Raw genomic sequence first — 17,625 nt, 5'->3', positions numbered from 1 at the left:
CGCCGTCCGGGCATGTTCGGCCGGTCCCCGGTGTTGCCCTCCGTAGGGTCCGCGGCAGCTGGCACCGCCACGCGTGCGGACCCGCCCCGACCTCCGCCGACCAAAGGCCGCATCCGCACTGTGAGTGTTCCCCCGCAGTTCCCCGATCGACAGCACCCGGATCGACAGCACTCGGATCCACGCCGCCCCGACCGGCGCCGTAAGCGCAACGTCGCGCGCGACCTCCGCGTCCGCGACGACGACCGCGCGGCCGCGCGCGTCGAGACGCTCGCCCAGCAGAGCTGGGTGGACGGCGCCGAGCCCGAGCTCCCCGTCCGCACCACCCGTCCCGAGAACGTGGTCTTCCACCTCGGCCCCACGAACTCCGGCAAGACCTACGAGTCCCTCGTCGCGCTGGCCGAGAACCGGTCCGGCGTCTACGCCGCGCCCCTGCGCCAGCTCGCCCACGAGGCGTACACCCGGCTGTCCGCGCAGCTCCCGCCCGGCACCGTCGGCCTCTCCACCGGCGAGGAGGAGATCGACCCCGACGCGCCGATCGTCTGCTGCACCGTGGAGAAGGCGCCGATGCGCGGCGACCTCCTGGTGCTGGACGAGTCGCACTGGGTCGCCGACCCCGACCGCGGCCACCACTGGGCCCGCCTGGTCCTGACCGGCGACTACCGCGAGATGCACCTGATCTCCGCGGCCGAGGCCTACCTGCTGCTGAAGCCGCTGGTGGCGGACGCGAAGAAGATCACCGTCGTCAACCACAAGCGGTTGTCGCGCCTCGACGTCCTCAAGGCGCCGGTCCGCGCCGACGGCGTCCGGCCGCAGACGCTCGTCGTCGCCTTCTCCCGCAAGGCCGTGTACGGCGTCGCCGCCGCTCTCGACCCGTACCGTCCCGGCAAGGTCGGCGTCCTCTACGGCGCGCTGCCGCCGGCCACGCGCCGCGACGTCATCGACCGGTTCACCCGCGGCGAGACCGAGGTCCTGGTGACCACCGACGTCATCGGTCACGGCATCAACGTCCCCGCCACCACCGTGCTCTTCGCCGAGACGACGAAGTTCGACGGCGTGGAACGCCGCGCGCTGCGCACCTGGGAGACCGCGCAGATCGCCGGCCGGGCCGGGCGCTACGGGCTGACCGGCCACGGCGCGGTCGGCGTCCTGGCCGGCGTCACCGGCATGCGTGCCGACGCCGGGCTGCTCAAGGCCGGCGCCGAGGTGGCCCGCGGCGACGCGATGAGCGACCTCCCCAAGCGCCGTCCCCGCCTGCGCCCGGAGCTGGACGACCTGGGTGCGTTCGAGCCGGTCGACCTGCCCGAGGCGCTCACCCGCTGGATGGCGTGGGCCCGCGAGGCGACCAAGGACCAGGGCGCGGCCATGACCGCCGACGACGTCACCAGCCTGATCGTCCGCGTGCACGCCCTGCTGCCGCTGCTGCGCGGCCCGCTCGGTGCGGCCGGCGACCTCTGGACGGTGTGGCGGCTGATCAACCTGCCGATCGACTACAACCCGCCGCGGCGCACCCGGTGGCTGGTGCTGGCCAAGGCAGCCCTGCGGCACGCCGCCGGGCTGGCCGTGGACCCGGAGTCCGTCCTCGAGCCCATGCCGGCCAAGGGCATGGTCGAGGACTACGAGCAGGCCGCCGCGGCCGCGCGCGACGCGCAGACGCTGCTCCGGTCCTTCCCCGGTGTGGCCGGCCTGACCAGCGAGGACGCCGCCGACGTCGAGGACGCCTGCGCCGACCGGATCACCGAACTGCTGCCCGAGGCCATCGGGCTGTCCTCGTCCGGACGGTGCACGTCGTGCGGCGCCGGGATCGCGCCCTGGTTCAGCACCTGCCGCGACTGCTCGGTGGGCTCGGCCGGCCGCGGCCCGGGACGCGAGCGCACCGGACACCACACGGGCGACCGCCACCACGACGGGCACGACCGCCATCCGCGCCAGTCCCGGAGCGGTGGCGGCCGGGCAGCGGCCTCCGAGGGGGGACGACGCGGCCGCGGAGCGGCCCCGACGACCCGCGGCCGTCCCGGGACGGGGCGGTCCGGCCGGGCCCGCTGATCCGCCGGGTCAGTCGTTCAGGCGCTGACCGTCCTCGCCGAAGATGTGCACCTGCCCGGCCCGCGGCATGACGTGCAGGACGTCGCCCTTCTGCGGCGGGCGGCGCGCGTCGACGCGGGCGGTGATGGTCGGCTGCTCGTCGCCGAGCGTCACCCGGCCGTACGCGTAGGCGTCCGAGCCGAGCTCCTCGACGAGGTCCACCTCCATGCGGAGGCCGTGCTCGGACGGCTCCAGGTCCTCGGGCCGGACGCCGACGATCACCGTGTCCCGGGCGCCCGCGAGGACGCTGCGCTCCACCGGGTGGACGGTGTCACCGAACTCGACGCCGCCGTCGACCACCGGCAGGGTGAACAGGTTCATCGCCGGAGAGCCGAGGAACCCCGCCACGAAGACGTTGCTCGGGCGGTCGTAGAGCTCGCGCGGCTTGCCGACCTGCATGAGCAGGCCGTCCTTGAGCACGCAGACCCGGTCGCCCATGGTCATGGCCTCGACCTGGTCGTGGGTGACGTAGACGGTGGTCACGCCCAGGCGGCGCTGCAGCTGGGCGATCTGGGTGCGGGTCTGCACCCGCAGCTTGGCGTCGAGGTTGGACAGCGGCTCGTCCATGCAGAACACCTGCGGCTGGCGCACGATCGCCCGGCCCATCGCGACCCGCTGCCGCTGCCCGCCCGACAGCGCCTTGGGCTTGCGGTCCAGGTAGGGCTCCAGGTCCAGCAGCGTCGCGGCCTCGTGCACGCGGCTGCTGATCTCGCTCTTGTTCAGCCCGGCGATCTTCAGCGCGAAGCCCATGTTGTCGGCCACGGTCATGTGCGGGTACAGCGCGTAGTTCTGGAACACCATCGCGATGTCCCGGTCCTTGGGCGGCACACCGGTGACGTCGCGGTCACCGATCAGGATGCGCCCGTCGGTGACGTCCTCCAGGCCGGCGAGCATCCGCAACGACGTCGACTTGCCGCACCCGGACGGCCCGACGAGGACGAGGAACTCCCCGTCCTCCACCTGCAGGTCCAGCTCGTCCACCGCCGGCCGCTCGGCCCCCGGGTAGACACAGCTCGTGCGGTCGTAGGTCACAGTCGCCATCGGGCGTCCTCCGAGCGGTCGTGGAAGGCCTGCGTGCCGAGAGCCCGCGCCTTTCCGGGTGCGGCGAAGATACCGCCGCTCGACAACGTTGGAAAGTGCAGCGCGGAGGGGCGTACCCGCGGCTCCGGACGGATTGTTGCCGGGGTCGCGCGAAATGCTTCCCCGGTCGTCTATTCTCGCCCCGTCCGAGGCTCCGGGAATGGCGGTGCCGGAAATGCGCGGATGACCGCCGGGCAGGCTCCGTCGACGAAGCAGAGGACCATGTCGGAACTGGACGAGCTCGTCAATTCCTGCCTCATGCCCGGCTTCGCCGGACCCGTCGTCCCGGGGTGGGTCGAGGACGCCCTCGGGCACGGTCTGGCGGGCGTCTGCCTGTACGGCGACAACCTCACCGGCGGCCGGGCCGGCTCGGCCGCGGAGCAGGTGACCGACCTGGGCGCCCGGATCCGGGCGGTGCGCTCCGACGCCCTGGTGGCCCTCGACGAGGAGGGCGGGGACGTGACCCGCCTCGAGTACCTGACCGGCAGCAGCTACCCGGGCAACCTCGCCCTCGGGGTGGTCGACGACGAGGCGACCACCACCGCCGTGGCCGCCGCCATCGGTGCCGACCTGCGCCGTGCGGGCGTGACGGTGGACTTCGCGCCGTCGGTCGACGTGAACAGCGACAGCCGCAACCCGGTGATCGGCGTCCGCTCGTTCGGCCCCGACCCCGGGGCGGTGGCGCGGCACGGCGTCGCCTACCTGCGCGGACTGCAGTCGGCCGGCGTCGCCGCCACCGCCAAGCACTTCCCCGGGCACGGGGCCACCACCGTCGACTCCCACCTCGGGCTGCCGACCATCGACGCGGACGAGGCGACGTTCCGCCGCCGGGAGCTGCCGCCCTTCACCGCCGCCGTCCGGGCCGGCGTCGAGCTGGTGATGACGTCGCACGTGGTCTTCCCCGCGCTCGACGAGCACCCGGCCACCCTGAGCCGCCGGCTGCTGGTCGACCTGCTGCGCGACGAACTCGGGTTCGCCGGGGTCGTCGTCACCGATGCGCTCGACATGGCCGGGGTGCGGGCGGCGCACGGCCTGGCCGGCGCCGGCGTCCTCGCCCTGGCGGCCGGCGCCGACCTGCTGCTCCTGGGCGCGGAGGACGGCGAGCAGCACTGCGCCGACCTGCGCCGGGCGATCGGCGACGCCGTCCGCGAGGGCACCGTCCCGGAGTCGCGCCTGCGGGAGGCCGCCGACCGGGTCGCCGCGCTGCGCGCCCGGCTGGCCGCCCACGACGAGGGAGCCGAGGCACCCGACGGCGACGTCGGCCTGGATGCGGCCCGCCGCGCCCTCCGGACGCGGGAACCGGTGGCGCTGACCGCCCCCGCGCTCGTGGTGGAGCTGCGGGCGGGGACCAACATGGCCGTCGGCTCCGCCAAGTGGAGCGTGGCCGAGCCGCTGGCGCGCGCCGGCCTGGCCGCCGCCGTCCGGACGGTCCACGAGGACGGAACGGTCGAGGACGTCCTGGCCGCCGCGGCCGGGACGCCGCTCGTGGTCGCGGTCCGGGACGCCTACCGCAGCGACTGGCAGCGCGCGTGGCTGCGCCGCCTGGGCGAGCAGCGGCCCGACGCGGTCGTCGTCGCCGTCGGCATGCCCGACGACGCCGCGCTCGCCCCCGGGCCGGTGGTCCTGACCCACGGCGCGGGCCGGGTGAACACCGACGCGGCGGCGGAGCTGCTGGCCGGGACGGCACCGTGACCGTCCTGCTGCACGGCGCCCGCGTCCTCGACGCCGCGGGGATCGTCGCGGACGGGTGGGTGCTCTTCGACGGGCCGCTGATCGCCGCGACCGGAACCGGGGAGCCGCCCCCGGCGGACCGCGCCGTCGACCTGGCGGGCGCCTGGCTGACGCCCGGGTTCGTCGACCTGCACCTGCACGGCGGCGGTGGCTCCGCGTTCGACGACGGAACGGCGAGCATCGTCGCCGCGCTCCGCACGCACCGCGCGCACGGCACCACGCGCTCGGTGGTGAGCCTGGTCGCGAACCCCCTGGAGGTCCTCGAGGCGCGGCTGGACGAGATCGCCGGCCTGACCGGAACCCACGGCGTGCTCGGCGCCCACCTCGAGGGGCCGTTCCTCGCGCCGTCCCGCTGCGGTGCGCACGACCCGCGGTTCCTGCGCACCCCGGCCGTCGCCGACGTCGACCGGCTGCTGGACGCCGCCCGCGGCACGCTGCGCCAGCTCACGGTCGCGCCCGAGCTGCCCGGGGCGGTCGCGGCGATCGAGCAGCTCGCCGCCGCCGGCGTCACCGTCGCGGTCGGCCACACCGAGGCCGATCTCGCGACCACCGGCCGGGCGTTCGACGCCGGCGCGCGCCTGCTCACCCACGCCTTCAACGCCATGCCGGGGTTGCACCACCGCGCGCCGGGGCCGGTGCTGGCCGCCGTCGCCGACGAGCGGGTCACCCTGGAGGTGGTCCTGGACGGCGTGCACGTGCACCCGGGCCTCGTGGCCCTGCTGGCGGCCGGGGCGCCGGGCCGGATCGCGCTGGTCAGCGACGCGATGGCGGCCGCGGGCACGGGCGACGGCAGCTACGCGCTCGGCGGCCTGCGCGTCGACGTGCGGGACGGGCGCGCCGTGCTCGAGGGAACCGGCACGATCGCCGGCTCCACGCTCACCCTGGACACCGCGCTGCGGCTCGCCGTCGACGTCGCGGGCCTGGACCCGGTCACCACGGTGACGGCGCTGACGGCCACGCCGGCCCGGGCCATCGGCCTCGGGAACCGCTTCGGACGGCTGGCGCCGGGCTACGCCGCGGACGCCGTCGTCCTGGGCGACGACTGGTCGGTCCGGGCGGTCTGGGCGGACGGGGAGCCGGTCCCCCGCTGATCCCTGCTAGGGCCCCTGCCAGCGCGGCTTGTGCTCGTGCGTGAAGCGGTAGTAGTCGGCCAGCCGGAGCCGCGACGCGGCCGCCTCGTCGACGACGACGCTCGCCCGCCGGTGCAGCTGCAGCGCCGAGGCCGGGCACATGCTGCTCAGCGGCCCCTCCACGGCAGCCGCCACCGCGTCGGCCTTGCCCTCCCCCTGCGCGACGAGCAGCAGCTCCCGGGCCTCGAGGATCGTCCCGAGACCCTGGGTGAGGCAGTGGGTGGGCACCTCCGCGGGCGAGGCGAAGAACCGGGCGTTGTCCGTGCGCGTCCGCGGCGCGAGGGTCTTGATGCGGGTGCGCGACGCGAAGGACGACGTCGGCTCGTTGAACCCGATGTGGCCGTTGGTGCCGATGCCGAGGAGCTGGAGGTCCACGCCACCGGCCGCCGCGATCGCCGCGTCGTACTCCTCCGCCGCGGCCGCGAGGTCGGCGGCCCGGCCGTCGGGCACCCGGACGCGCGCGGGGTCCAGCCCCAACGGGCCGACCACCTCCCGGTCGATCACCGCGGAGTAGCTCTCGGGATGGTCCGCCGGGATGCCGACGTACTCGTCCAGGGCGAACCCGCTGACGCCGGAGAGGTCCAGCGTGCCGGCCGCCACCCGCCGGGCGAGCTCGGCGTAGATGCCGGTCGGCGAGGACCCCGTGGCCAGGCCGAGTACCGCCCGCGGGTTGCGGGCGACGACCGCCGCGACCCGGTCGGCGCCGAGGCGGCCCACCTCCTCCGGGCCCGGCAGGATGATCACCTCCACGCGGTCACGACCCGACCGGCTCCACCGACGACCGGCGGCGCACCGCACCCCGCGCGGTGAGGGCCGCACCGATCGGTGCCACCGGGACGCCGCCGGGCACGACCTGGACGCGGTCGGCGATCCGGAAGCTGCGGAGGAACGGCGAGCCGTCGGCCTGGGCACGCACCTGCCGGCAGACGGCGTCCAGCAGCGGTGCGCCGACCTCCGCCACGCCCCCGCCGAGCACGACGTGCTCGACGTCGCAGGTCAGCACCAGCAGCCGCACCGCCGCGGCCACGGCATCGGTGAACCGGTCGCGGATGCCGATCGCGGTGGCGTCGCCCTCGGAGGCAGCGGCGAACACCTCGGCGGCGGCTGGACGCCCGGTGCGGCTGGGCCACGCGGCGTCGATCGCGGACCCGGAGGCGTACAGCTCGAGGCAGCCCCGCTGACCGCACGGGCACAGCGGGCCGGTGGAGTCGTAGGGCAGGTGCCCGATCTCCCCCGCCCCGCCCCCGTGGCCCCGGCGCAGCTCGCCGCCGAGCAGCAGACCGGCCGCGACCCCGGTGCCCAGGGCGAGGAAGGCCAGGTCACCGCGCAGGCCCAGGACCCGCGCGGCGCCGACCGCCGCCACGTTCAGGTCGTTCTCCACGCTCACCGGGACACCCTGCAGCTCGGCGGCGAGCAGCGGGGCCAGCCGCACGCCGTGCTCGTGGATGTCCAGGTTGAGCGCGTGCGACACCTCCCCGGTCACCGGGTCGACCAGCCCGGGGACGCCCGCTCCCACGCCGGCGAGCTCCGCCGGGGTGATGCCGGCCGCCCCGCAGAGCCGCTCGACCACCTCGGCCGCCGCCGCGACCACGCCGTCGGTGCCCAGCCGGGTGGGCACCCGGACGCTGCCGCGCACCGTGGCGTCGTCGTCCAGGAGGACCCCGAGGACCTTCGTGCCGCCGATGTCGAGCCCGATCGACCAGGAACCGGACGGGTGCCCGTCGGCGGTCACCCCTTCACCGCCCCGGCGACGAGGCCGGCGCTCATCCTGCGCTGCACGAAGAGGAAGAACACGATGACCGGCACCGTGACCAGCGTGGCCCCGGCCATGACGACCCCCCAGTCGGTTGCCCGGTTCGCCTCGACCAGGCCCTGCAGCCACAGCGGGACGGTGCGCTGCCCGGGATCGGTCATGACCACCAGGGCGAGGGTGTACTCGTTCCACGCCTGCAGGAAACCGTAGACGCCCGAGGCGACCAGGCCCGGCGCCAGCAGCGGGAAGGTGATCCGGAAGAACGCCGCGGTGCGCGACAGGCCGTCGACCATCGCCGCCTCCTCCAGCTCGATCGGGACGCCGCTCACGAATCCGCGCAGCATCCAGATGGTGAACGGCAGAATGGCGGCGACGTACACGATGGTGAGGCCGAGGACTGCATTCACGAGCCCCCATCCGTCGAGCAATTGGTACTGCGAGATGAACAAGCCCTCGGCCGGGATCATCTGGACCACGAGAATGGTCACGATGAATGTCTTCCTGCCGCGGAACCGGAAACGGCTGATCGCCAGTGCCGCGACGAATGCGAACAGGATGGCCGCGGCAAGGGTCAGCGCCGTGACGGCGAGCGAGACCCGGAACGAGTCGAGGAACGCCGGATCGGCGAAGACCCGCCGGAAGTTGGACAGCGTGCCGTCCACCGGGAAGAAGGTGGGCTCGGCGGTCCGCAGCCGGTTGGTCGGCAGGAAGGCGCTGCTCACCATCCAGTAGACCGGGAAGACCCATACCAGCGCGACGACGACCGCGAGGACGCCGAGCAGCCGACGGCCGGCGGACGGCCGGCGGCGGCGGACGGGGGCGCTCACACCTCCTCCTGCCGCAGCATCCGGCGGATGTAGAAGGTGGTCAGCCCCAGGGTGATCACCAGCATGATCGTGGCCATGGCGCCGGCCATCGAGAACTCCTTCGCCAGTGAGTAGATGTAGGTGCCCAGCAGGTGCGTCTCGCGCGTCGGGGCGCCCGCGCGCTGGAGCACGTAGATCTGGGTGAAGACCCGCAGGTCCCAGATGATCTGGAGCAGGGCCACCACGAAGAGCACCGGCTTCACCATGGGGATGGCCAGGTTCCACAGCCGCTGCCAGGCGTTGGCGCCGTCGAGCTGCGCGGCCTCCATGCACTCCTCGGGAACCTGGAGCAGCCCGGCGTAGACGGTGAACACGACGAACGGGACGCTCATCCAGACCACGATGACCGTGGCCACCCCGTAGAAGGACAGCGGCTCGATGAGCCAGGAGTGGTACCGCATGGACTCCATGCCGAGCGGCTCGGCCAGCAGCCAGTTGACGACGCCGTACTGCGAGTCGAACAGCCACTGCCAGACGGTCATGGTGGCCAGGACAGGGGTGCCCCAGGCCAGCAGCATCCCGACCTGGAGCGTGATCCGGGCGGCCCGGCCCACCTTGGTCATGAGCACCGCGAGGGCGACCCCCACCACCATCGTCAGGGCGGCGTTGACCAGGCAGAAGGCGATCGACCGGGCGATCACGCCCCAGACGTAGGAGTCGCCGAGCAGCTCGACGTAGTTCTGCAGGCCCACCCACTCGGCCGGCCGGCCGAACTGCTGCGCGAGACCGAACTCCTGGAAGGAGATGACGAACTGCCGGACCAGCGGGTAGCCGAGCCCCACCACGATCGGCACGAGTGCCGGGACGAGCAGGAGGTAGGGCCCGAGCCGCGAGCGCAGCGGCTTACGCCTCGACGCGGGGGCCTCCGGTGGGGCGACGGCCGGCACCCGCGGGACCGGCACCGGCGGGGCGGCCACCGGCGCCACCGGAGCGGTGGGCACGGGTGAGCGTGGAGCGGTCACGGGCGGGCTCCCCAGGAAGGACCGGACGAGATCTGCACATTCGCCCTCATCGGACGCCCGAAGCGGGCGAGTGTGCAGATCTCGTCGACGTCAGCCGGTCAGTTGAGCGTGTCGCTGATGAGCTGGTCCGCCTCGGCCGCCGCCTCGGCAGGGTCGGTCCCGCTCGCGATCTCCTGGAAGAAGTCCTCGAGGATGCGGGCGCCCTCCACGTCGGCCCACTTCTCGGCCGCCGGGGTGAGCTTCGCGTCGACCCCCGCCGCGAGCGCGGCCTGGGCGTAGACGTCGTCACCGAGGGCGCCGGCGTAGTCCTGGTTGCCGGGGATCAGCCCGTTCTCGGCGAGCATCGTCTGGTACTCCGCGCTGAAGATGATCCGCATCAGGTCGCGGGCCAGCTCCTGGTTGCCCGACTTCGCCGGGATCGCGATGTTCGAGCCGCCGGCGAAGACGGCCGCCGCCTCGCCCGGCTGGTTGCCCGGCAGCGGGAAGACCCCGGTCTTCTCCTCGTTGCAGGCCTGCTGCTCGGCCAGCAGCGCCTCGGCCTCCGCGGACTCGTCCTCCGGGTCGACGCCCTTGTTGCACTCGGGGAGGTCGATGCTCCAGCGGGCCCAGGTGGGTGCGGAGAACATCGCCGACTCGCCGTTGTTGAACGGGATCCACGGCTCCTCGGAGTCGGCGTCGCGCGGGGCCGCCGTCGCGCTGGAGAACAGCTGCTGGACCTGGGCCAGCCCCGCCTGGGACTCGGGGCTCGACAGCGCGCCGACCCACTGGTCGCCCTCCTGCACGGCGAGGTCACCGCCGGCGGAGAAGATCCAGGCGATGCCGTTGTACCAGTCCTGGCCGGGGAACCAGAAGCCCGAGAAGTTGGGCTTGCCGGCGGGGTTGGCCGCCTGGAGGGCGACCGCGGCGGCGGCGAACTCGTCGAGCGTGGTGGGCACCTGGACGTTCGCGGCGGCGAAGAAGTCCTTGCGGTAGAACACCGCCCGGGCTCCCGAGTAGTAGGGCACCGCGTAGACGGTGTCGTCGACCGTCCCGGCCTCGACGAAGCCCGGGAGCAGCTTCTCGCCGCCGATCTCCTCGTAGAGGTCGCTGATGTCGGCGAACGCGCCGGCGTAGGTGAAGGTGGGGCTCTGGGTGTTGCCGATCTCGACCAGGTCCGGCGTCTGGTCCTCCGACGCCAGGGCGGTCTGCAGCCGGGGCACCAGACCGTTCCAGTCCTGCTCCTCGATGACGAGCGTCGCGCCCGTCTCCTCCTCGAAGGTCTCGACGAGGTAGTCCCGCAGTTCCTGAGGGGTGTCGGTGCCGCTGAGCCAGAGGCGGACCTCGTCGCCGCCGGACCCGCCGCCGCCGTCGTCGTCGCCGCCGCCGCACGCGCTCACCGCCACCAGGGCGGCAGCCATGACGGCCACTCCGCCCTTACGTACTCTGGTCATCGTTGGGGTTCCTTCCCGTTGCGCGGACGGTGCCGGACAGCGCCGCCATGAGGGTGTGGGTTCTCCGACCTGCAACTGGCCGGCTCGGGGTCGTCACGAGACCCCGAGCTGACCGGAGAGCACGAGCACGGCGGCCCCGGACAGGGCGCCGTCCTCGCCGAGCGAGGTCATCCGCAGATCCAGATCCCTGCTGATGACCGGCATGGTGCGCTCGCGGAGGGCCGCCAGCGCAGCGGAGCGCAAGGGGCCGTCCAGGAGCTCCCGGGGTCCGCTGACCACGACCTCGGAGAGATTGAGCGCGCTGACCACCGGGGCCAGCACGATGCCGAGCCGCCGGCCGACCGACGCCAGCGCGGCGTCCCGGGCCTCGGGCGCCAGGCCCTCGATCCGGCGGCGGATCGCCGGGACGGAGAGCACGGTCTCCAGGCACCCGGAGCGGCCGCACGCGCACTGCTGCGGCCGGCCCAGCGGGGCGCCGTCGATGTCGTCGCGCTCGTCGACCGCGGTGACGTGGCCGAGCTCGCCGGCCGCGTGCTCGTGACCCTGGACCAGGGCGCCGTCCAGCACGATCCCGGCCCCGACACCGCCGCCCACGGTGAGGACGAGCAGCCCGCCGCCGCCGGCGCCGCCGTAGGTGAACTCCCCCAGCGCAGCGGTGTTCGCGTCGTTCGCCACGTGCACCGGCAGCCCGAGGGCGTCGCCGAGGTCGGCGGCCAGCGCCACGTCGTACCAGCCGCGGTTCGGCGCCTGCACGACCGTGCCCGCCGGGTCGACGACGCCGGGTGACCCCACGCCGACGCCGAGGACGGGGCAGGTGGCCGCGGCGACGAGGTCGCGGCAGAGCCCGAGCAGTGCGTCGACTGCTGCCTGGCCGGTCCGCCCGGCGACGGCGGCCGAGCGCCGCTCGCGGACCTTCCCGGAGAGATCGAGCACCGCACCGTGCATGCGCTCGTCGTCGGCCAGGTCGACCGCCACGATCTGGAAGGCGTCGGCGCGCAGGCCGATCGGTGTGCCGGGCTTGCCGACCTTCCCCTCGGCCCGCAGCTCCAGCTCGGTGACCAGCCCCTCGGCGAGCAGCGAGGCGACCAGGTCGGAGACGGTGACGCGGGTGAGGCCGGTGGCCCGGGCCAGGTCGGCCCGCGACTGCTCCCCGGAGTGGAAGAGCTGCTGCAGCACCATCGAGCGGTTGTGCGCCCGGGCGTGCTCGGGCAGCACCTTGGACGTCGGGCGCAGGAGGCGCCGCTGGGAGTGGGTGTCCGCCGTCACGTTTGTTAGGACACCGTCCTTACAAACTGCTGTCAAGAGGCGGTCCGCCCCGTGACCTCATCGTGACCTTCTGCCCCAGAGATCTGCACACTCGCCCTCATCGGCTGCCTGACGGGGGCGAATGTGCAGATCTCGCCGTGCGTCAGGGCCCCCCGAAGACGGTCCTCCGCTGGCATCCTCTCGCCGTCACGCGGACACGGAGGAGAGACCCATGGCGGATGCGAGCTGGCTGCGCGACCCGAGCGGGGCGCACGAGCTGCGGTACTGGAACGGCAGCTCCTGGACCGAGCACGTCTCCGACCGGGGGACGACGGGACAGGATCCCCTGACCACCGAGCTGCCGCCCCCGGCGGACGCGTTCCCTCCGCCGCCGACCCCTCCCCCCGCCGACACGGTCCCCACCGCGGCGCCCGCGGGCGGCAAGGTCAGCTGGAAGGACCGCCTCAAGCAGGTCGCCGACCAGGGCAAGGCCATGGCCGACCAGGGCAAGCAGAAGCTGGCCGAGCAGAACGCCAAGCGCACCGAGCAGTGGGCGAACGACCCGAACACCCTGTGGTTCGGCGAGAGCAAGAACGCTGCCACCAGCGCGGCCGGCGTCTCGAAGGCCCGCTACCGGATCACCCGCGACCGGGTCTGGATCGAGAGCGGACTGCTGGGCACCCGGACCGAGAGCGTCCCGCTGTGGGCGATCAACGACATGGACGTGCGGCAGGCCGTCTGGCAGCGCGGCAACGACATCGGCGACGTCGTCCTCAACCTCGAGGACCCGTCCTACGGGGCGAAGGCCGACATGTTCTCCCTGAGCGGCAACGTCGAGGGGACGACGACCGGCCAGGTCGTGCTCGACAACGTCGAGAGCCCCTACGCCGTCATGGACATCCTGTCCCCGCTGATCAGCGAGGCGCGGCAGAAGAAGACCGTCGAGCGGCAGTCGCAGTACCTGCACGTGAACCCGGGCATGGCCGGCGCCGCGTTCGGTGCGCCCGCCCCCGCCGCTCCCCCGCCGGCCGCCCCACCGCAGACGGACATGGTGGATCAGCTCCGGAGGCTGGCCGACCTGCGGGACGCCGGCATCCTCACCGACGAGGAGTTCGCCGCGCAGAAGGCGAAGCTCCTGAACGCCTGAGCACGCGGACGGCGACGCGCGCCGCGGCACCCTGGCGTCAGGACGGCGGGGCCGGCGGGGTGGTGGCCGCCGGGGGCTCCGGTGCGGTCAGGAACGCGGCGTAGTCCGCCGCGGTGAGCGGCGCCGACGTCAGCTCGCCCATGGGCAGCGGCGCCTCCACCGGGTCGCCGCCGATGGTCAGCTGGACGGCGTCGACACCCTGCAGGCTCGTCGCGGTCAGCACCAGCTGCGCGACGGCCCGGCGGCCTGCCGGGCCGGACGGAGCTCCGGCGGGCTGCCCGATGTCGACGGTCGCGGTGCGCTGGGTCAGGTCGGTCACCGTCAGCCGCACGTCCGGGGTCAGCAGGGTGGACAGCTGCTCGTCCCGTTCCGCGGTGGTCGGGCCCTCGACGAGTGCGGCCAGCAGATCGGTCAGCCGCTCGCGGACCGTCGTCCCCTCCACGTCCCGGGGCCGGCCGACGAGGACCTCGTCGGCCGCGAACAGGAACACCTGGGACGGCGCCTCCACCGCTCCGGTGGTGGCCGGCGCGCTCGACGACGGGCGGGAGTCGGCCAGCCCGTACGGGACCTCCGACGACGGGATCGCCTGGGGCGGGCCGCCGGCGGGCACCCCGCAGGCGGTCAGGCCCAGCACGAGGCCCGTCACCAGCAGCGCACGGCCGGCCGTCATCGCGGCAGCGCCGGTCATCGCGGCAGCGCCGGTCATCGCGGCACCGCCGGGACCGACAGGGTGAAGCGGGCTCCGCCGTCCGGGGCGTCGGAGCACCACGCGGCCCCGCCGTGCCGGGTCGCGGTCTCCGCCACGATCGCCAGGCCCAGGCCCGCGCCGGGCAGGGAGCGGCGGGCGGCCCGCGGCCCACGGGCGAACCGCTCGAAGATCCGTTCGCGGTCCGCCGTCGCGACACCCGGTCCGGCGTCGTCCACGGTGACCACGACGGCGCCGTCCCTGCGCTCCACGCGGACGGCGCGCGGTCCCCCGGCGTGCCGGTCGGCGTTGTCCAGGAGGTTGCGGACGGCCCGCTCGAGGCTCGTCTTGTCCGCTCGGACGGTGGTGTCGCCGCCGCCGGGCACCGTGAGCAGCTCCGCCGGCCGGTCGCTGTCGGCGAGCACCTGCCGCACCAGGGCCGCGAGGCACACCGGCTGCGCGGACTCCTGGACGGCGGCCCCGTCGAGGCGGGCGAGCTGCAGCAGGTCGTCCAGGGTGCGGCGGAAGCGGGCCAGCTCCCCCTCCACCATCCCCAGCGCCTCACGGCTCCGCGGGGACAGCTCGTCCCGCCGGGTCCCGAGGACCTCGACGCTGGTGACCAGCGTGGTCAGGGGGCTGCGCAGCTCGTGGCTCACGTCGCCGACGAACCGGGCGTCCCGCTCGATCCGCGCCGCCAGGGCGTCCACCATGCTGTTGAAGCCGGCCACGATCCCGACCAGGTCGGGGTCGTCGGTGGCCGGCAGCCGGGTGGTCAGCTCCCCGCCGGCGATCCGGGTCGCCGCCGCCGCGACCTGCTCCAGGGGGTGCACGGCACGGCGGCTGGCCCACACGCCGAAGGCCGCACCCGCCGCGGTCGCGGACAGCGCCCCCGCGGCCAGCACCGCGGCCAGCGTGCTGAGCACCTGCCGCAGCTCGGTCAGCGGCGCCAGCTCGTAGAACTCCACGTCCGCGCTGCGCAGGGTCACCCCGACGATGAGCCGGGGCCCGTCCGCCGTCTCCACGACGACGCTCGCGGCGGGCTCGGTCCCGACCAGTTCCCGCAGGTCCGCGGGGACGTCCCGGGCGCCGACGTCCAGGCTGGAGGAGTACCAGGAGTCGCCGTTGTGCAGGACGACGTCGGCTCCGCCCGACGGCACCAACTCGTCGAGCACGTCGCCGACCTCGGTGCCCGCCGTCGCCAGCCGGCTGTCCAGGACGTTGGCGTCGGCGAAGGCCTGCCGGGTCAGCGACGCCTCGCGCTGGTCGAGCAGGTAGCTGCGGGCCAGCAGGAACGTCACGGTCACCAGGACGATCGAGACGATCAGCGTGCCGGCGGCGTACCCGAGCACGATGCGCGCCCGCAGGCCCTTCCTCACTGGAGGTCCAGCCGGTACCCCAGGCCGCGGACGGTGACCACCACGCGCGGCGCGCCGGGGTCGCGCTCGACCTTGGTGCGCAGCCGCCGCACGTGCACGTCGACGAGCCGCTCGTCGCCGAAGAAGCCGTGCTGCCACACCCGCTCGAGCAGCGCCTGCCGGCTGAAGACCCGGCTTGGCGCCGCCGCCAGCTCGCAGAGCAGCCGGAACTCCGTCAGCGTCAGGGGCAGCAGCTCGTCACCGCGGTGCACCGTGCCGCTCGCCTCCCGCAGCACCAGCGGCGCCACCGGGTCGTGCTCCAGCACGACGGCCTCCGGCTCGGGCTCGGTTGGGACGGGCGACACCCGGCGGCGCAGCGCCCGCAGCCGCGCGGTGATCTCCTTGACCGCGAACGGCTTGGTCACGTAGTCGTCGGCCCCCGCGTCGAGCGCGGTCTCGATGTCGCTGGTGTCGGCGCGGGCGCTCACCACGATGATCGGCAGGTCCAGGGTCCGGCGGACGTGGCGGATCACCTGGAACCCGTCCATCGACCCGAGCATCAGGTCCACGATCATCAGGTCGGGCGCGCTCACCGCGACGGCCTGGCACGCCTCCTCGCCGGATCCGGCCTCGGCGACGTCGTAGCCCTCGTCCTCCAGCGCCCACCGCAGCGCGGTCCGGATGTGGTCGTCGTCCTCCACCACCAGCAGTCGCAGCGCCATCGCCACCCATGCTGCCACCGCCCCGTCGGGCGCACGGCAGCCGTCATGCAATCGCAAAGCCGCGTCCCGGCGGATCGCAATGTCCGCGGACCAGGCTCGGGGCACGCACCGAGCCGGGAGGAGATGCGGGATGACAGGAGCCACCGCCGTGCGCGCCGCGGCGCACAGCCGGCTGGACGCCGACCTGGACGAGGTGACGATCCGGCTGGACGACGCCCTGCTCGCCGAGGGGCTGGCCGACGTCCGCTGGCTGCTGCACGACGCCCTGCTCGCCGGGGCACGTCAGCTCGTCATCGACCTGAGCGGGGTGCAGCAGCTCGCCAGCCCGGCCGTGGCCAGCTTCCTCTCCGCCCACCGCACCTGCCGGGCCCGTGGCGGGAGCGTCGTCCTGCGGGGGGCGAACCGGCGGACGCTGGACCTGCTGCACCGGACGGGCCTCTGGCGGGTCCTGGAGCTCGAGCCCGCCCGCGGCCGGGCCGCCTGATGCTCAGCGAGACCGTCGACCGGCGCACCGGGTCCATCCGCGCCAGCGGGCGCCTCACCGTGCTCGGCGCCGACCTGCTGCGCGGCACCGCGGAATCCCTGCACGGCAGCGGCCACCACCGGATCGTCCTCGACCTGCGCGACGTCCGCGACGCCGACGACGCCGGCCTCGAGGTCATCCGCGGCCTCGGTGAGGACCTCGCCGCGCGCGGCGGCGAGCTCGTCGTCCACGGCGCCCCGGAGGCCTGACCCCGGGCGCACGCCGCACCGCGGGATCCCCCGGACATGCCACGTGGCCCGGTCCCACGGGGGAACCGGGCCACGCAGGCAGGAGTCCTGCTCCGAGGAGGAACTCGGGTCTGGGGGCGGCCGTCAGCCGGCGGCGGCCGCGCGGCGCCTCAGCCGGCGGACGAAGAAGACGCCGAACGCTCCGCCGGCCAGCAGGGCGACGGCGAGGCCCGTCCCGTTGCCGATGGCCGGGAGCGGCGTGGACGGCGAGCACTGTGCGACCGAACCGGCCGACCACTGGTCCAGGGTGTTCCCGTCGAGCACCCAGCGGGGGTTGGCCCACATGTCCGCCTGCGTGGCCGTGATGGAGAAGACACCGCGCTGGGTCCCCGGCTTGAAGACGGTGGGCTGCGCGCCCTGGAACTTGGTCGGGGTGATGCTGTTCCGGGTCCCGAGGGGGATGGCCGTGTTCCGCGTGTTGGGGTTCGTGTAGCCGAGCACCACCGTGATGGTGCCGTTGGCGTTCGCCCGGTAGCAGTCGACGAACGGGGTCACCGTGGCCGCCGAGGCGACGCCGGGGACGGCCGACAGCAGCACGGCGAGGCAGACGACGACGAGGACCCCGAGGGACCTCGTACGACGGGTCGGCTCCGCACTCATGGACACACCTCTGTTCAGGGGCGGCTGTCCCACCCGTAGGAACGCCATCGGCTCCTCCGGCGCGCT

At 74.3% G+C, this 17,625-nt stretch carries 17 protein-coding genes; 6 read left to right on the top strand and 11 right to left on the bottom strand.

The annotated features are described in order from the left end of the window. Positions 1 to 120: 120 nt before the first annotated feature. Positions 121 to 2,043, top strand: a complete 1,923-nt coding sequence (locus CRP30_RS12245) for a helicase-related protein (protein WP_235003358.1) — start codon at positions 121 to 123, stop codon at positions 2,041 to 2,043. Between the two features lie 9 nt (positions 2,044 to 2,052). Here CRP30_RS12245 and CRP30_RS12240 read toward each other — a convergent pair whose 3' ends face one another. Then, positions 2,053 to 3,123, bottom strand: coding sequence for an ABC transporter ATP-binding protein (locus CRP30_RS12240; RefSeq protein WP_097184272.1), 1,071 nt, complete (start codon positions 3,121 to 3,123; stop codon positions 2,053 to 2,055). A 261-nt stretch (positions 3,124 to 3,384) separates the two neighbouring features. Between CRP30_RS12240 and CRP30_RS12235 the strand changes: the two genes are divergently transcribed. Both CRP30_RS12235 and nagA read left to right on the top strand, forming a co-directional pair. Continuing rightward, entirely contained in the window at positions 3,385 to 4,854 is a 1,470-nt protein-coding gene (locus CRP30_RS12235; RefSeq protein ID WP_097184271.1) for a glycoside hydrolase family 3 protein, read from the top strand. Then, the gene (gene nagA / locus CRP30_RS12230) at positions 4,851 to 5,984 is read left to right on the top strand and encodes an N-acetylglucosamine-6-phosphate deacetylase (RefSeq protein WP_097184270.1); all 1,134 of its coding nucleotides are present in this window, start codon (positions 4,851 to 4,853) and stop codon (positions 5,982 to 5,984) included. The genes CRP30_RS12235 and nagA overlap by 4 nt, the downstream gene beginning before the upstream one ends. Positions 5,985 to 5,990: 6 nt before the next feature. On the opposite strand, the gene nagB is transcribed toward nagA, so the two are convergent. The 6 genes from nagB to CRP30_RS12200 form a co-directional block, all read right to left on the bottom strand. Continuing rightward, positions 5,991 to 6,773 (bottom strand): glucosamine-6-phosphate deaminase, encoded by a 783-nt coding sequence (nagB, locus tag CRP30_RS12225; protein WP_097184269.1) that lies wholly within the window; start codon positions 6,771 to 6,773, stop codon positions 5,991 to 5,993. Positions 6,774 to 6,777: 4 nt separating this feature from the next. After that, entirely contained in the window at positions 6,778 to 7,755 is a 978-nt protein-coding gene (locus CRP30_RS12220; protein ID WP_200814723.1) for an ROK family protein, read from the bottom strand. Then, positions 7,752 to 8,603 carry a carbohydrate ABC transporter permease gene (locus CRP30_RS12215; protein WP_097184268.1) on the bottom strand — a complete coding sequence of 284 codons (852 nt, stop codon included), beginning with the start codon at positions 8,601 to 8,603 and terminating at the stop codon, positions 7,752 to 7,754. The genes CRP30_RS12220 and CRP30_RS12215 overlap by 4 nt, the downstream gene beginning before the upstream one ends. Next, positions 8,600 to 9,604, bottom strand: coding sequence for a carbohydrate ABC transporter permease (locus tag CRP30_RS12210; RefSeq protein WP_200814722.1), 1,005 nt, complete (start codon positions 9,602 to 9,604; stop codon positions 8,600 to 8,602). Before CRP30_RS12210 ends, CRP30_RS12215 begins: the two co-directional genes overlap by 4 nt. A gap of 98 nt (positions 9,605 to 9,702) precedes the next feature. Further along, entirely contained in the window at positions 9,703 to 11,034 is a 1,332-nt protein-coding gene (locus CRP30_RS12205) for an extracellular solute-binding protein (protein ID WP_097184267.1), read from the bottom strand. A 93-nt stretch (positions 11,035 to 11,127) separates the two neighbouring features. Further along, on the bottom strand, positions 11,128 to 12,300 hold the full coding sequence (locus CRP30_RS12200; RefSeq protein ID WP_200814721.1) for an ROK family transcriptional regulator: 1,173 nt from the start codon (positions 12,298 to 12,300) through the stop codon (positions 11,128 to 11,130). A 211-nt stretch (positions 12,301 to 12,511) separates the two neighbouring features. Between CRP30_RS12200 and CRP30_RS22775 the strand changes: the two genes are divergently transcribed. Further along, on the top strand, positions 12,512 to 13,426 hold the full coding sequence (locus CRP30_RS22775; protein ID WP_200814720.1) for an SHOCT domain-containing protein: 915 nt from the start codon (positions 12,512 to 12,514) through the stop codon (positions 13,424 to 13,426). A 37-nt stretch (positions 13,427 to 13,463) separates the two neighbouring features. Here CRP30_RS22775 and CRP30_RS12180 read toward each other — a convergent pair whose 3' ends face one another. The 3 genes from CRP30_RS12180 to CRP30_RS12170 are packed head-to-tail and all read right to left on the bottom strand — an operon-like array spanning position 13,464 to position 16,188. Next, on the bottom strand, positions 13,464 to 14,132 hold the full coding sequence (locus tag CRP30_RS12180; protein WP_097184266.1) for a GerMN domain-containing protein: 669 nt from the start codon (positions 14,130 to 14,132) through the stop codon (positions 13,464 to 13,466). Continuing rightward, positions 14,129 to 15,487 (bottom strand): sensor histidine kinase, encoded by a 1,359-nt coding sequence (locus tag CRP30_RS12175; RefSeq protein WP_235003357.1) that lies wholly within the window; start codon positions 15,485 to 15,487, stop codon positions 14,129 to 14,131. Before CRP30_RS12175 ends, CRP30_RS12180 begins: the two co-directional genes overlap by 4 nt. Next, positions 15,484 to 16,188, bottom strand: a complete 705-nt coding sequence (locus tag CRP30_RS12170) for a response regulator (protein WP_097184926.1) — start codon at positions 16,186 to 16,188, stop codon at positions 15,484 to 15,486. Before CRP30_RS12170 ends, CRP30_RS12175 begins: the two co-directional genes overlap by 4 nt. Before the next feature lie 130 nt (positions 16,189 to 16,318). On the opposite strand from CRP30_RS12170, the gene CRP30_RS12165 reads away from it, so the two are divergent. After that, positions 16,319 to 16,672 (top strand): STAS domain-containing protein, encoded by a 354-nt coding sequence (locus tag CRP30_RS12165; protein ID WP_097184265.1) that lies wholly within the window; start codon positions 16,319 to 16,321, stop codon positions 16,670 to 16,672. Next, positions 16,672 to 16,920, top strand: a complete 249-nt coding sequence (locus tag CRP30_RS12160) for an STAS domain-containing protein (protein WP_097184264.1) — start codon at positions 16,672 to 16,674, stop codon at positions 16,918 to 16,920. Before CRP30_RS12165 ends, CRP30_RS12160 begins: the two co-directional genes overlap by 1 nt. A gap of 123 nt (positions 16,921 to 17,043) precedes the next feature. On the opposite strand, the gene CRP30_RS12155 is transcribed toward CRP30_RS12160, so the two are convergent. Beyond that, on the bottom strand, positions 17,044 to 17,559 hold the full coding sequence (locus CRP30_RS12155) for a hypothetical protein (protein WP_097184263.1): 516 nt from the start codon (positions 17,557 to 17,559) through the stop codon (positions 17,044 to 17,046). Between the last annotated feature and the right edge of the window lie 66 nt (positions 17,560 to 17,625).

The sequence above is a fragment of the Blastococcus haudaquaticus genome (assembly GCF_900230285.1).
GTDB classification, from domain to species: domain Bacteria; phylum Actinomycetota; class Actinomycetes; order Mycobacteriales; family Geodermatophilaceae; genus Blastococcus_B; species Blastococcus_B haudaquaticus.
This window is presented reverse-complemented; position numbering and strand designations above follow the sequence as displayed.